Origin of the sequence: Bacillus paralicheniformis (assembly GCF_001042485.2) — a bacterium.
Taxonomy (GTDB): domain Bacteria; phylum Bacillota; class Bacilli; order Bacillales; family Bacillaceae; genus Bacillus; species Bacillus paralicheniformis.
Genome location: NZ_LBMN02000018.1, coordinates 45,824 through 59,250, shown reverse-complemented (window position 1 = coordinate 59,250; position 13,427 = coordinate 45,824). Strand labels below are relative to the sequence as shown.

The window sequence follows — 13,427 nt, the reverse complement described above, 5'->3', positions numbered from 1 at the left end:
CTTTTCTCCTATCGTAAGCACCGGCTTAGCAGGCCTGCCAACGAATGCGCGGGTTTGTCGGCACGCTGAAAAGCCCCTTCGGATTGAAGGGGCTTTTCCATTAATTTGCGACAATATTTACAAGCTTTCCAGGTACAGCAATCACTTTTCTGATCGTTTTTCCTTCGAGCTGTTCTTTTACTTTTTCATTGTTTTTCGCCAGCTCTTCAAGCTGTTCTTTGTCGGCGTCGGCTGGAACGTTCAGCTTCGCTTTCACCTTTCCGTTCAGCTGAACGACGATTTCGACTTCGTCATCAACGAGCTTTGCTTCATCATAGACAGGCCATGCTTCATACGTGATCGTTTCCTCATGTCCAAGTCGGCTCCACAGCTCTTCAGCCAAGTGAGGCGCGACAGGAGACAGCAATTTCACGAAGCCTTCCATGTATTCTTTCGGAAGCTGATCAGCTTTATATGCTTCATTGATGAAGACCATCAGCTGAGAAATACCTGTATTGAAGCGCAGACCTTCGAAATGGTCTGTTACTTTCATGACCGTTTCGTGGTAGACGCGCTCAAGCGTTTCGCCGGCTCCTTCAACGATCTTCTCGTTTAACCCGCCATTGTCATCGATGAACAGACGCCATACGCGGTCAAGGAAGCGGCGGGCGCCGTCAAGTCCTGTCGTTGACCAGGCGATCGATGCATCCAAAGGCCCCATGAACATTTCGTACAGCCGGAGCGTGTCCGCACCATGAGTCTCCACTATTTCGTCCGGATTGACGACATTGCCTTTGGATTTGCTCATTTTTTCGTTGTTTTCACCAAGAATCATTCCTTGGTTATAAAGCTGTTTGAACGGCTCTTTCGTCGGAACGACCCCGATGTCATAAAGGAATTTATGCCAGAAGCGCGCATACAATAAGTGAAGAACGGCGTGTTCCGCACCTCCGATATACATATCGACAGGAAGCCATTCCTGTAATTTTTCAGGGGAAGCCAGTTCGTTCGGGTTTTTCGGATCGATGTAGCGCAGGAAGTACCAGCAGCTTCCCGCCCATTGCGGCATCGTATTCGTTTCGCGTCTTCCCTTTTTGCCTGTTTCAGGGTCTGTCACTTCCACCCATTCTTTAATGTTCGCAAGAGGGGACTCACCCGTTCCGCTCGGTTTGATTTCCGACGTTTTCGGCAAGATCAGCGGCAGCTCTTCTTCAGGAACCGGAGTCGATGTGCCGTCTTCCCAATGGATGACCGGGATCGGCTCGCCCCAGTAGCGCTGACGGCTGAACAGCCAGTCGCGGAGGCGGTATGTTACCTTTTTCTCGCCCTTCCCGTTTTCCTCAAGCCACTGAATCATTTTTTCGATCGCAGCCGCTTTATCAAGGCCGTTCAGAAAATCTGAATGGATGTGTTCGCCGTCGCCTGTATAAGCTTCTTTCTCAACATCTCCGCCTTTGACGACTTCTTTGATCGGCAGCCCGAATGCTGATGCGAATTCGTGGTCCCGCTCATCATGGGCAGGGACGGCCATGACCGCTCCGGTTCCGTATGTAGCCAAGACATAGTCCGCGATCCATACCGGAATTTTTTCCCCGTTTGCCGGATTGACGGCATAAGCACCTGTGAAGACGCCTGTCTTTGTTTTGGCAAGGTCTGTCCGCTCCAAGTCGCTCTTTGATTGAACTTCTTCGATATAGGCGTCGACCGCGTCTTGCTGTTCAGGCGTCGTGATTTTTTGAACCAAATCGTGCTCCGGAGCCAAAACGGCATATGTGGCACCGAATAATGTATCAGGCCGCGTTGTGAAAACCGTAAACATTTCGTCTGTGCCGTCGACCGCAAAATGAACATGCGCCCCTTCGGAACGGCCGATCCAGTTGCGCTGCATCTCTTTGATGCTTTCCGGCCAGTCGAGTTCTTCCAGATCTTCAAGGAGACGGTCGGCATAAGCGGTAATCTTCAGCATCCACTGCTTCATTGGACGGCGTTCTACAGGATGGCCGCCGCGTTCGCTTTTGCCGTCGATGACTTCTTCATTGGCAAGAACGGTTCCAAGCGCAGGACACCAGTTTACAGGGACTTCATCTACATAAGCGAGACCTTTTTCGTAAAGCTTTAAGAAAATCCACTGCGTCCATTTATAGTAGTCCGGATCTGTTGTATTGACTTCTCTGTCCCAGTCATACGAAAAGCCGAGCGCTCTGATCTGGCGGCGGAAGTTGTCAATGTTCTGTTCGGTAAAGACGGCAGGATCGTTTCCCGTATCCAGCGCATATTGTTCCGCAGGAAGCCCGAATGCATCCCAGCCCATCGGATGGAGGACATTGTACCCTTGCATCCGTTTCATGCGGGACAAAATGTCAGTTGCCGTATAGCCTTCAGGGTGTCCGACGTGAAGGCCTGCGCCTGACGGATACGGAAACATGTCCAATGCATAAAATTTCGGTTTGGATTTATCTTCACGCGTGGCGAACGTTTTATTTTTAAGCCAATAGTCCTGCCACTTTTTCTCGATTGTTTGATGGTCAAAACTCAATTGTAAAAACCTCCTTTGAATATGAGTACGGCTTCTTTGTATTCAAGTATGGACGGGACTGGCAGCGTTATATTCAGATTATTCTAAAATCAAAAAAACTCTCCCATCCCTAAGAAGGGACGAGAGATTTCCCGCGGTACCACCCTTGTTAGTGTGCATGCGGCACACTCACTTGATATCTGTAACGCAGATACGCGGCAGCAGCTCATCACTGCTGCAACTCTGAGGCGAGTTCGGAAGCTCATTTGATTGACTTTCACCAGCCGTCAACTCTCTGAAACAAAATGGGCTTCTTACTGCTCCTCTTCACTGTTCTTGCCGTAACCGTAATCTTATCTGTATTTTATAGAATTCTGTTCATAAGTGCAAGCAGGTTTGTATACAATGGGAATGTGCTGAAAAAAGGGTAAGAGTGAGGATCTTAATCGTGTGGAGATTTGTTTTGCCGTTCGGAGTTCTGTACATTTGCCTGCTGTTCTCTGACAAAGTCAAAGCTTCTCAATACAGCTTCACCGCCGTAGCCGGCAATGATCGATAACACGACAAGCTGAATTCCAGAATCAGGTTCCGCAGATAAAACAAGCAAAATAGAAGCAACCATTCCGACAAGAATATCTTCAAAAAATCCAAGGTAAATGAATCGTTTCGTTGTTCTCGGTTTCTCGAGGCGCCCTCTTTTTTTAACGTGCCCGAGAACCCCCATAATCCCTCCAATCAAACAAGCAACCAAAACTTGATGCAGCATCTTCATCACCTTCCTAAAGCCCTTAGTTTAGTCAAGCGACTTCAGGCCATCGAGCAGCCCCCCTAGACCCCTTGCGATGATATTCGATACTACCATACAGAAAATGTGTTCTGTCTGAGAAGAAAAAAAGCTTGTTTCTTCCATTATATGTGAAGATTTGGTTGATAATCTTGATTCCTTCGATTCATTTTCATATAATTACAATTACCTATTTTTTCTATACCACTTATGCATCTGATTGAGCGGAGAGCTGCTTTTCCTTCCTGTCGTATAAAAACGCCGTTCCTATTGCGAACAGCAGCAATACGAGCAAAACCGCGAGCAAAAGCTGCATATTGAAATAATCAACCAGCATTCCGCCAAAAAGCGGCCCGATCATTCTTCCGCCGGTCGCCATACTGTTGACAAACCCTTGATAAAACCCTTCTTTTCCCCTCGGAGCGAGACGGTTGGCGATTGTCGGCACAGCCGGCCATACAAGCATTTCGCCAATGGTCAGCACAACCATCGCGGCAAGAAACGCCGGAAACCGTTCAGCGCCAAACAAAATTCCGTATGCCATCATAAAAATGACAAATCCGATCACGATTTGGTTTTTCAGCGATTCGGCAAACCGTTTCACAAAAAAACCGATCAGCGGCTGACCGAAAACAATGAGCGCCCCGTTCACTGTCCAAAGTACGCTGTACTGCCCAAGAGATATCCCCAGCTCCTGGGTGTGTGAAGCGATGGTCGAGGACCATTGCGAATAAGCGACCCAGCCGAGCAGGTAGCCCGTACATATAACCAAAAGCGCGGAGAATCTAGATTTCCCGCTGACTGAATCGGCATGATCCAAAACAGAAGACTGCATGGCTTTTTCAGACCGAATGCGTCTAAATCCGAAAATCGCAATCATGAAAAAGACGGCATACAGCATTGCATTCGCCAGAAAAACATACGTAAATGAAAAAGACGCGACAATTCCGCCGAGCGCTGAACCAACTGCCACCCCTGCATTTTGCGCCACGTATACAGCATTGAACGGCTTTCTGCCGCCTTCCGGCCAAACCGAGCCGGCCATTGCATAGCATGCCGGAAACACGATCCCTGATCCAAAACCGGCCAGTGTTAAGAAAAGAATGTATTGGAACCACTCGTGAAAAAAGACGAGGCCTGAAAGGCTCGCAAACGTGATCACAATTCCAAGTACGACGGTTTTAAATCCGCCGATTTTATCGAATAGATATCCCCCGAACAGGTTGCCCAGCACATTTGCCCCTGAGTTCAGCATCAGCACAAATCCGGCCGCTGTCAGCGACTTTCCCAAATGCTGATGGATATAGATGGTATTCAGCGGCCATAAAAAAGATGCCCCTGTGACATTGATAAACATTCCGATGACCAATAGCCATAATGTGCGCGGCATAGCGTTTCCTTCTTTCTCTTTAGCATTCCCTCTAGATTCTATTCGTTTTGCCCATTTTTTTCAATTGACACGATTTCGATTTTCAACATAAAAAACCCCCTTTTTAAAGGGGGAATTTTTTTATGATTGCGTCATCCATTTTGGCTTTCCGAAACCGGCGAATTCCCGATCGATCGCATCTTCGAAAGCTTTGGATTTTACCGCTTCTTTGAGATCTTTGGCGAATGGCTTGTCTTTGTTTTTTTCATCCACTACCACTTGATTGCGGTAGCGGTCAGGCATGTTCTCAAGCGCCAGCGCGTCCTGCAACTTCATATTAGCGGAGAGAGCGAAATTACCCGGGACAGCCGCGATATCCAGGTCATCGACCGCTCTTGGAAGATTGGCAGATTCAAGCTGTTTAAATGTCAGCTTTTTCGGATTTTCCGCAATATCCTGCACAGAGGCTTTCAATGTGTCGACATCGCTTTTCAGCCGAATCAGCCCCTGATCCTGGAGCGTTAAAAATGCCCTGGCGGCATTGGCCGGATCGTTTGGAACAGCCACTTCCGCCCCGTTTTTGACATCGTTCAAGTCGTTATATTTGGCAGAATAGAGACCCATCGGAGCGGTCGGCACAGAAATGAGTGCAGCAAGATGTTTATTGTTTTCTTGATTGTATGATTTCATAAAAACCTCATGTTGAAACAAATTGGCGTCGAGTTCGCCTTCGCTTAACGCCGTGTTCGGCTGTACATAGTCGGTGAATTCGACCACTTCAACTTTGTAGCCTTTTTTCTCAAGTTCAGGCTGAATCGCTTTTTTGACCATATCGTAATACGGTCCTGCAGTAGCGCCTATTTTGATCGTTTTACCATCGCTTTCGGCATTGTTTCCGCATGCGGTCAGAAGCGCCATGCTCAAGGCCAGTCCCAGCACGGAAGTCCATTTTAATATCTTGTTCATGTACATCTCCTCCTCCAAAATAAAAAAAACTCTTTCAGCGCCTGAAAGAGTTGTTCAACTTATCTTTCAGAATGCGCCTGACATTCTGCTGGATTTAGCACCTTGCTCTGCTGCAGGTTGCTGAGATTTCGCCGGGCCAGTCCCTCCATCTCTCTTTATAAGCTGCATATTCAGTTTTTTAAATGATTTCTTTATTTTACGTTTGAATATTTAGATTTGCAAGAAGTTTTTTGGTATAAACATTTTTTTCTTTTTAAGCTAAAATATAGTTATCAAACACGAAAGGAGACGAATCATGGAATCTATCATGCTGATCGGGTTTTTATCCTTTATTTTTTCCATCTGCTACCTTGTATTTCATTTGATCAGAAGAATCTTTTCTCCAGGCAAAAGGTTTTCCAGAAAACTCTTTTATCCTTGTTTTGCAGGCGGACTTCTCCTCCTGATCATCTCTGCGCCTTATTACAGTGAGGAAACATATGCCGTCGATGAGACAAAAACAGAGGACCTGACAACCGAGCTTCAGGAACTGAAAACTGAACACAGCGCTGTACAAAAGGAGCAAACCGCATTAAAGCAGCAGCTCAATCAAGCAAACGAAAAACTGAAGGCAGCCAAAACGGAGAATGACACATTAAAAAAAGAAAACGAAAAACTGACAAAAGAAAAAGACTCGCTTACGAAAAAAACAAAATCGCTGTCAGAAAAACTGGCTAAGGCTGAAGAAAAAAGCGGCAGTACCGAAGCCACTGTAAAAGAAAAGAACGCCACCGCTCAGGCCGGAACGTCACACAGCGCGCCCTCCCCTAAGAAAAACAGCGGTGAAAGCAAACAGGAGTGCAAAATCAAAGGAAGCGTCAACCATATTTATCATACACCAGGAAGTACATATTATGACCGCACGAAAAACGTCGCCCGCTGGTTCTGCACAGAACAGGAGGCGCGTGATGCGGGGTACAGACCTCCGAAACGTTAAAAAAGCCGGCATACCGCCGGCTTTCAGATTGTTGACAAAATCCCAAAACGGCTCTTAGTTTTGGGATTTTGTCATCCTTTCAGCGTGACCCCCAACCCTTGCAGTCTAGGAAGGCCGAGCATCGGAAGCTGACTTTCACAGGATGTGATGACGGCGGCGTTCAGGCAGGACGCCTGGGCGGTTAGCCGACGATCCTTCTCCTATTCGTGAGCACCGACGCGCAGGCCTGACAACGAATGCGAGGGTTTGTCGACACGCTGAAAGCCGGCATACCGCCGGCTTTTTTCTTAAAGCTCTCTTCTTAATGCTGTCAGCACGTTCGTTCTTGTCGCTTTAATGGCCGGGTTCAGGCCTGAAAGAATGGCGACGCCTGCACTGATCAAGGTCGCGATAAGGACAAGACTGACCGGAATGTACGAGAAGGTGATGCTGAAGTCTGCCGCACTCGCTCCTCCTTCTGAAACCGATGATAAAATAGGTGGTATAATCTTGTTCACTAAAAAGCTGACACCGTATGAAATGATAACACCTAAAACAGATCCTAAGATACCGATATAGGCGCTTTCCAGCAGAAACATTTTCCTGATCACGTTCGGGCTTGCCCCGATCGCTTTCATAATGCCGATCTCCTGCGTCCGCTCTGTAACCGCCATTGTCATCGTGTTGAAAATGCCGATCGCTGAAATCAAGACGGCAATGACTCCGACGAAGATCAGACCGATTTTAAAAGCCATGAAAAAAAGATTAATGCTTTCGAGTTTTTTCGTTATTGAATCGACGTAGTAGCCTTCATCCTCCAAATCTGTTGTCAGCTGTCCGACATGTTCAAAGTTATCCGCGTAAACCGAAAGCTTTTTTTCGATCGTGCCGCTGTCTTTGTCCGCCTTCAGAAATCCGGTGATGTCTTTTTGCATGTCGTTGCTGACATAGACTGTTGAATCGCTTGCCCATTCATAAGAAGGTTTTTTCGTAACTCCGACAACTTTCAGATCATATGTTTTCGCTTTCCCTTCTTCTCCTGTTTTTTCATCCATTTTTGAGATCTTTAATTCAATTGTTTTGCCGAGAATATCTTCTGCGTATCCTTTTGGTTCTTTTACTTCCTCAGCATTATTTTCCATCTGCTTTTCATAATCTTGGGCTTCTTTTTTCGTCCAGAGATTCTTCCCGAAATGGTAGCCGACGACGATTTCATTCGGTGTTTTCGCTACGCGGCCGCGATCGAGTTTGATATTGGCTTTTTGTTCAGCGGCCATGTCAGTAATCGTGATATTCGACATTTGATTGTTTGTCCTGTTGCCCAACTTTGCTTCAGCAGGTGCGAACACCTGCGTGCGCTCGATAATCGCGGACACATCTTTGCGATTTTCGAATTCTTTCAAGTCTTTCTTTTGAACTTTCTGATCGCTTTGCCCTTCTTTTCCGACAACATTTATCTCAGTCACGATTTGCTCTTTCATCAGCTGTTCAGTCAGCGATTTTTGCAGGCCGAACCCGACCGATGCGAGCACGATTAAGAATGCGCAGGCCACCGTTGTTGCGAGAATGGTCATGAATACACGCAGGCGGTTTTTCTTCATATTTCTTCTAATAAACTTCAACTGATCCTTAAACTTCAACAGTCTCTTCCCCTTTCTCTAACACGCCGTCAGATAACTGAAATTTCGTATTGGCGATCGATGCCACTTCGTCATCGTGCGTGATGATGACAAATGTAATCCCGCGTTCCCTGTTCAGCTGCCGAATGAATTCGAGAATTTCCTGTTCTGTTTCGGAGTCCAGGCTTCCTGTCGGTTCGTCGGCTAAAATGATTGACGGATTCAAAATCAAAGCGCGGGCGATGCTGACGCGCTGCTGCTGTCCGCCTGAAAGCTCATTCGGATAGTGGCCGGCGTGGTTTTCAAGGCCGACGCGGTGAAGCATCTCATTGACGCGTTGCTTCCGCTCAGACGGATGAACACCTTTTAAAGTCAGAGGCAGCTCGATATTTTCGAAAGTCGTCAGGCTCGGAATCAGCTGAAAACTTTGAAAGATGAAGCCGAAATGTTCAAGCCTGAATGCCGCCCATTCTTTTTCGCCGTAATTCGTGACATTCGTGCCGTCAATGACGATCTTACCTTCTGTCGGGGCGATATAGCCGGAAATCAAGTTCAACAGCGTCGATTTTCCGGAACCGCTCCGTCCGACAATGCAGGCGATTTCGCCTTTTTCGACGGTAAGCGAGACATCCTTTAACACTTTAATTTCATTTTCCCTCCCCTTTTTGCCGACTTTAAACGAGTGGTGAATATGCTCTACACTGATCATTTGTAAATCTCCTCTCCATTATGGGTTACAGCTGTTTTATTTTTTTAAAAATCAAGAAGTAACTGATTAAAAACCCGACTGCCGAACCGATCAACATACCGAAGATATAGCTGGACAGGCTTGAGCCAGAGGCTGTCCCGAATCCCCCGATGCCGAATAAAATCACGAGAATTTGGATCGGCCGGTCCATTTTTCCCCAAAGGAAAAAATGTCCGTTCCGTTCAATCTGCTGTCTGATAAAGCAGAAGTAGCCGATCATATAAAACAAAATCCCCATGGCGAGCGGAATAAGCGTAAAGGCCAGGCTGCCGTATTGAATGCCGAAATGGTTGAGGTACATGATCGGCGTTATATAATCCAATAGTTCTGTTTCACCATAAAAGAAAGCAGAGTGACCTCCAAAGAAACTCCGAATGATTCGAAGGTTGGCCAACGGAAGCCCGATCAGCAAATACGGCAGGATCGACGTTGAAAATGCAACGACCAGCTGGGCCAGCGGATTGCCGGTCATCGCGCCCGCCGCCATGACAAGCGAGTAGACCATAAAGCAGAAAATGACCGACCCGATAAAATACTCATGAAAATGAATGACATCAACCTTATACAAAATAATCAAAGCGTAAGATAATAAGTAAGATAATAGCTGAGCTGTTAAAAGAATTGAAAGGCCGAAGACATATTTCGTATTGAAAATGATGCCGCGCCTATAAGGGAGGCCGAGTGTGAAATCAAGCGTTCCTCTGCTACGTTCAAACCCGATCTGGCTGAGTGCAAGCGCGACTCCTCCAACCCAGAACATTCTCATAGCCCCGCCTATCTCATAATCTTTATATAAAACACACTCCATATCGGGAAATTTTTTCAGTTCTGCAAGGCATCCTTGGTACTGGAAATAATCATTCAAAAGCGTAAGCGGTTCACTCAGCATCACCGCTGCAAACACAACTAAAAAAATCCAGAAATGCTGTTTCCACTCTTTATATAAAAGTCCGCGGTCTACCATCTTCGCTTACCTCCATACTTCGCGATGAATACTTCCTCAAGACTGACCGGAAGCTCGTTCCAAACTTTCGGAGACAAACTTTTAAGAAATTGTTTGCTCACATCGTCTTCTTTCGGAATCAACACCGTATAAAAGACGCCGGTGTGATCCAAAACAGGGATTTCCCTTTCTCTGATTTTCAAATTGACATCTTCTTCAAATGCCATTTGGATTTTAATAAAATCGCCTTTCAGTTCATCAAGATCCATGATGTTCGACAATGTATTGTCTTCGAGAAAACCGATTCGGTTGCACATTCTTTCAATATCCTCAAGCCGGTGGGATGTGATGAGAATCGTCGTGTTGTTTTCAGCCACTTCATCGACCATCAGCTGGAGAACATCTTGTCTTGTGACGGCATCAATGCCGTCTGTCGGTTCATCGAGCAGGATGACCGCCGGCCGGATCGCAAATGACAAGATCAGCGACATTTGCTTTTTCAATCCTGTAGACAATTCCCTGTACTTTTTTGTTTCAGGAATATCGTAGCGGTTCATTAATTCATTAGCGTATGTAACATCAAAGTCAGGATAAATGTTTCGCAAAATATTGACGAGCTGTTTGTAATTGTATTTTTCGAAATAGGTGTTTTGAACGGGCATATAGACGATATTGCGCTTGACGAGCGGATGGTCCTTCACCTTGACGCTGCCGAAGTAGATATCTCCCTCATCAGGCAGCAGGATTTGCTGAATCAGGCGGAGAAGCGTTGTTTTCCCTGAGCCGTTTCTGCCGAGCAGTCCGAAAATCTCTCCTTCCTCAAGCTTAAAGGAGATGTTTTTGAGTATTTGTTTTCCGTCAATCGTTTTTGATACAGATTTGAGCTCAATCATTCACTTCCCCTCCTCTCACTTCTTCGTCGATTTCCGCCATCCACTCCTGCAGCTTTTTAGTGTCGATCCCAGCGTAATGCGCATCGATGATCAGCTGCTTTAACTGCTCTTTAATCATCGCAATCTTCCCTTCATCAAGCGTAACTTTCGCGTTTTCTGAAATATACGTTCCTCTCCCCCTCAACGTTTCAATTATTCCTTCCCGTTCAAGTTCTTTATAGGCTTTGCTGACAGTATTCGGGTTTGCAATGATAATGGTTGCAAGCTCTCTGACAGAAGGAAGTTTATCTCCAGGCTTGATTATCCCTTTTAAGCAAAGCTCTTTCATCTGCTGGATAATCTGCTCATAGATCGGGGTAGAGCTTCTCGGATCGATTTGAATCATCTATCTCCCTTCTTTCTCGTTCAATCTCAGGTCATTCACTTTTAAAAAAACACGTATCCCAAATTTTCTTGAATTATAAAGCCCAGCTTCGCAAGAACAAACAAGAACGAACAGGCAATGATAAACGCCACGACCACCATCGGCGTTATTTTTTTATGTTTATCACTCATGAGAGTTGCTCCTTTACATGTGTGTGTTAATTGTATTACTCGATATAGTACACCTAATACATTAAATACATCGTCCTTTTTTGTCAATCACTTTTTTCAAAAAAATGAACCCTTTCAAAAAGGGTTCATCTTTCATACGATCTCTGCAGAATCATATTGTTTTGAAGGGTTTGCAGCTGAAGCCTTTTGCGGTGAATTTCCTCCCTTTGTTGCTCATTGGCAAACAGCGAAAGCTTGTTTAATTCATTGACCGCGTTTTCAAGCATCAGCTGCGCATCGCTGTACTCTGTCTCATTGTAATGTTCCTGCCTGCTTGCAGTTTCAAATTGAGATAAAGCATAATCATAAGCATCTTCGCTTCTTTGGATGTGCTCTCCGACGGATTGTCTTGTAGCCAAAGAAAACCCCTCCTTAATGGAAAAATCCATCGTGATTAGTTTGGCCATCACAGCCGTGATCATTGAAGAAAATAATTGGGAATCGGTTTGTTCTTATCGTGTTTATTTGCTACAATTTTAGGATGCGTAATACTAAAAGGAGGTCCTTTTGTTTGCATCAGAACAACCCTTTTCCATATACGAACAGTGAAAAACGATATCATACATGGAATTATCATTTACGAAATCATTTCGGTCATAAAGTGTTTAAAGTCGCCCTTGACGGAGGCTTTGACTGCCCGAATCGCGACGGCACGGTCGCACACGGCGGATGCACATTTTGCAGCGCCGCAGGGAGCGGAGACTTTGCGGGAAACCGAGCCGACGATCTGCTGACCCAATTTAATGAAGTCCGCGACAGAATGCATGAAAAATGGAAAGACGGCAAATACATGGCGTACTTTCAAGCATTTACGAATACGCACGCTCCTGTCAGCGTTCTTCGCGAAAAATACGAAACGGTCCTCGGCCTCGACGGCGTAGTCGGCCTTTCAATCGCAACCCGGCCGGACTGTCTTCCTGACGATGTTGTCGAATATCTTGCCGAGCTTCATGAACGAACATACCTCTGGGTGGAACTCGGCCTTCAAACCGTTCATGAACGGACGGCTGATTTGATCAACCGCGCACATGATTTCGACTGCTATGTAGAAGGCGTGAACAAGCTGAGGAAACACGGTATCCGCGTCTGCTCTCACATCATTAACGGGCTGCCTCTCGAAGACCGCGGCATGATGATGGAAACCGCAAAAGCGGTCGCCGATTTGGATGTGCAGGGGATTAAAATCCATCTGCTTCACCTGTTAAAGGGAACGCCAATGGTGAAGCAGTATGAAAAAGGAAAATTAACGTTCCTTTCGCAAGATGATTATGTCCAGCTTGTTTGCGATCAGCTTGAAATTCTTCCGCCGGAAATGATCATTCACCGGATTACGGGTGACGGACCGATCGAATTGATGGTCGGACCGATGTGGAGCGTCAATAAATGGGAAGTCTTAAATGCCATCAATGGAGAACTGGAAAGGCGCGGCAGCTATCAGGGGAAATGGTTCAACAAAGAGAAAGAAGGCATCGCCACATGAAGCTCAAAAAGATCCTCCCGTATGCGAAAGAACTGCTGAAAACAGCCGCAGGCGAAGGAGACATCGTCATTGATGCGACAATGGGAAACGGACATGATACGTATTTTTTAGCAGAACTTGTCGGTGAAAACGGACATGTCTATGCCTTTGATATCCAGGAAGAGGCGCTGATCCATACTGCGGAAAGGCTTGGAGAAAAGCACCGCGGCAACGTCACTCTGATTCAAAAAAGCCACGATCAGCTGATTGAATCGCTTCCGCCTGAAGCGATCGGCCATGTATCGGCAGCCGTCTTCAATCTCGGATATTTGCCGGGCGGAGACAAAGCAGTGACAACAAGAAGCGTGTCCACCATTTCGAGCATCGAACAGCTGCTGCACATCTTGAAAGACGAAGGGCTAATCGTGCTTGTCGTCTATCACGGCCATCCAGAAGGAAAAAGAGAGAAGGAAGACCTTCTCGAATTTTGCTCAAATCTTGACCAGGATAAAGCGCGCGTCCTCTGTTATCAATACCTAAACCAGCGGAATGATCCTCCGTTTATTATCGCCATTGAAAAAAAAGCTCAAATCAGCAAATGAT

Annotated in this window: 14 protein-coding genes, 1 riboswitch and 1 other annotated feature; of the genes, 3 read left to right on the top strand and 11 right to left on the bottom strand. The window is 46.1% G+C overall.

Annotated features, from left to right (window positions below):
* Nucleotides 1-100 precede the first annotated feature (100 nt).
* From leuS to ACH97_RS14065, 4 genes are all read right to left on the bottom strand, one after another.
* Nucleotides 101-2,515, bottom strand: a complete 2,415-nt coding sequence (gene leuS / locus ACH97_RS14080) for a leucine--tRNA ligase (protein WP_020452653.1) — start codon at nt 2,513-2,515, stop codon at nt 101-103.
* 112 nt (nt 2,516-2,627) lie between these two features.
* Nucleotides 2,628-2,834 (bottom strand) — a binding site (T-box leader).
* A 102-nt stretch (nt 2,835-2,936) separates the two neighbouring features.
* Nucleotides 2,937-3,266 carry a DUF4257 domain-containing protein gene (locus ACH97_RS14075; protein ID WP_016885609.1) on the bottom strand — a complete coding sequence of 110 codons (330 nt, stop codon included), beginning with the start codon at nt 3,264-3,266 and terminating at the stop codon, nt 2,937-2,939.
* Between the two features lie 220 nt (nt 3,267-3,486).
* Nucleotides 3,487-4,668 carry an MDR family MFS transporter gene (locus ACH97_RS14070; protein ID WP_020452654.1) on the bottom strand — a complete coding sequence of 394 codons (1,182 nt, stop codon included), beginning with the start codon at nt 4,666-4,668 and terminating at the stop codon, nt 3,487-3,489.
* A gap of 120 nt (nt 4,669-4,788) precedes the next feature.
* Entirely contained in the window at nt 4,789-5,613 is an 825-nt protein-coding gene (locus ACH97_RS14065) for a MetQ/NlpA family ABC transporter substrate-binding protein (protein WP_020452655.1), read from the bottom strand.
* A 56-nt stretch (nt 5,614-5,669) separates the two neighbouring features.
* Nucleotides 5,670-5,777: riboswitch (SAM riboswitch) on the bottom strand.
* A 131-nt stretch (nt 5,778-5,908) separates the two neighbouring features.
* Here ACH97_RS14065 and ACH97_RS14060 point away from each other — a divergent pair.
* Nucleotides 5,909-6,589, top strand: coding sequence for a sunset domain-containing protein (locus ACH97_RS14060; protein ID WP_020452656.1), 681 nt, complete (start codon nt 5,909-5,911; stop codon nt 6,587-6,589).
* Between the two features lie 287 nt (nt 6,590-6,876).
* Here the strand turns inward: ACH97_RS14060 and ACH97_RS14055 are convergent, their stop codons facing one another.
* From ACH97_RS14055 to ACH97_RS14030, 7 genes are all read right to left on the bottom strand, one after another.
* Nucleotides 6,877-8,208, bottom strand: a complete 1,332-nt coding sequence (locus ACH97_RS14055) for an ABC transporter permease (RefSeq protein ID WP_020452657.1) — start codon at nt 8,206-8,208, stop codon at nt 6,877-6,879.
* A complete protein-coding gene (locus tag ACH97_RS14050; RefSeq protein ID WP_020452658.1) occupies nt 8,198-8,896 on the bottom strand; it encodes an ABC transporter ATP-binding protein in 699 nt (232 codons plus the stop codon). The genes ACH97_RS14055 and ACH97_RS14050 overlap by 11 nt, the downstream gene beginning before the upstream one ends.
* A gap of 25 nt (nt 8,897-8,921) precedes the next feature.
* A complete protein-coding gene (locus ACH97_RS14045) occupies nt 8,922-9,899 on the bottom strand; it encodes an ABC transporter permease (protein ID WP_020452659.1) in 978 nt (325 codons plus the stop codon).
* Nucleotides 9,893-10,771 (bottom strand): ATP-binding cassette domain-containing protein, encoded by an 879-nt coding sequence (locus ACH97_RS14040; RefSeq protein WP_020452660.1) that lies wholly within the window; start codon nt 10,769-10,771, stop codon nt 9,893-9,895. Before ACH97_RS14040 ends, ACH97_RS14045 begins: the two co-directional genes overlap by 7 nt.
* Entirely contained in the window at nt 10,764-11,156 is a 393-nt protein-coding gene (locus ACH97_RS14035) for a GntR family transcriptional regulator (protein WP_003184565.1), read from the bottom strand. Before ACH97_RS14035 ends, ACH97_RS14040 begins: the two co-directional genes overlap by 8 nt.
* A gap of 41 nt (nt 11,157-11,197) precedes the next feature.
* Nucleotides 11,198-11,326 (bottom strand): hypothetical protein, encoded by a 129-nt coding sequence (locus ACH97_RS24265; protein ID WP_020452661.1) that lies wholly within the window; start codon nt 11,324-11,326, stop codon nt 11,198-11,200.
* 125 nt (nt 11,327-11,451) lie between these two features.
* Nucleotides 11,452-11,724, bottom strand: coding sequence for a YtzC family protein (locus tag ACH97_RS14030; RefSeq protein ID WP_003184568.1), 273 nt, complete (start codon nt 11,722-11,724; stop codon nt 11,452-11,454).
* A 152-nt stretch (nt 11,725-11,876) separates the two neighbouring features.
* Here ACH97_RS14030 and mnmL point away from each other — a divergent pair, with 152 nt between their 5' ends.
* Together mnmL and mnmM are read left to right on the top strand one after the other, a co-directional pair.
* A complete protein-coding gene (gene mnmL / locus ACH97_RS14025; RefSeq protein ID WP_020452662.1) occupies nt 11,877-12,845 on the top strand; it encodes a tRNA modification radical SAM protein MnmL/YtqA in 969 nt (322 codons plus the stop codon).
* Nucleotides 12,842-13,426: a tRNA 5-(aminomethyl)-2-thiouridylate-methyltransferase MnmM gene (gene mnmM / locus ACH97_RS14020; RefSeq protein ID WP_020452663.1), complete on the top strand. Its 585-nt coding sequence runs from the start codon at nt 12,842-12,844 to the stop codon at nt 13,424-13,426. Before mnmL ends, mnmM begins: the two co-directional genes overlap by 4 nt.
* The last annotated feature ends 1 nt before the right edge of the window (nt 13,427 follow it).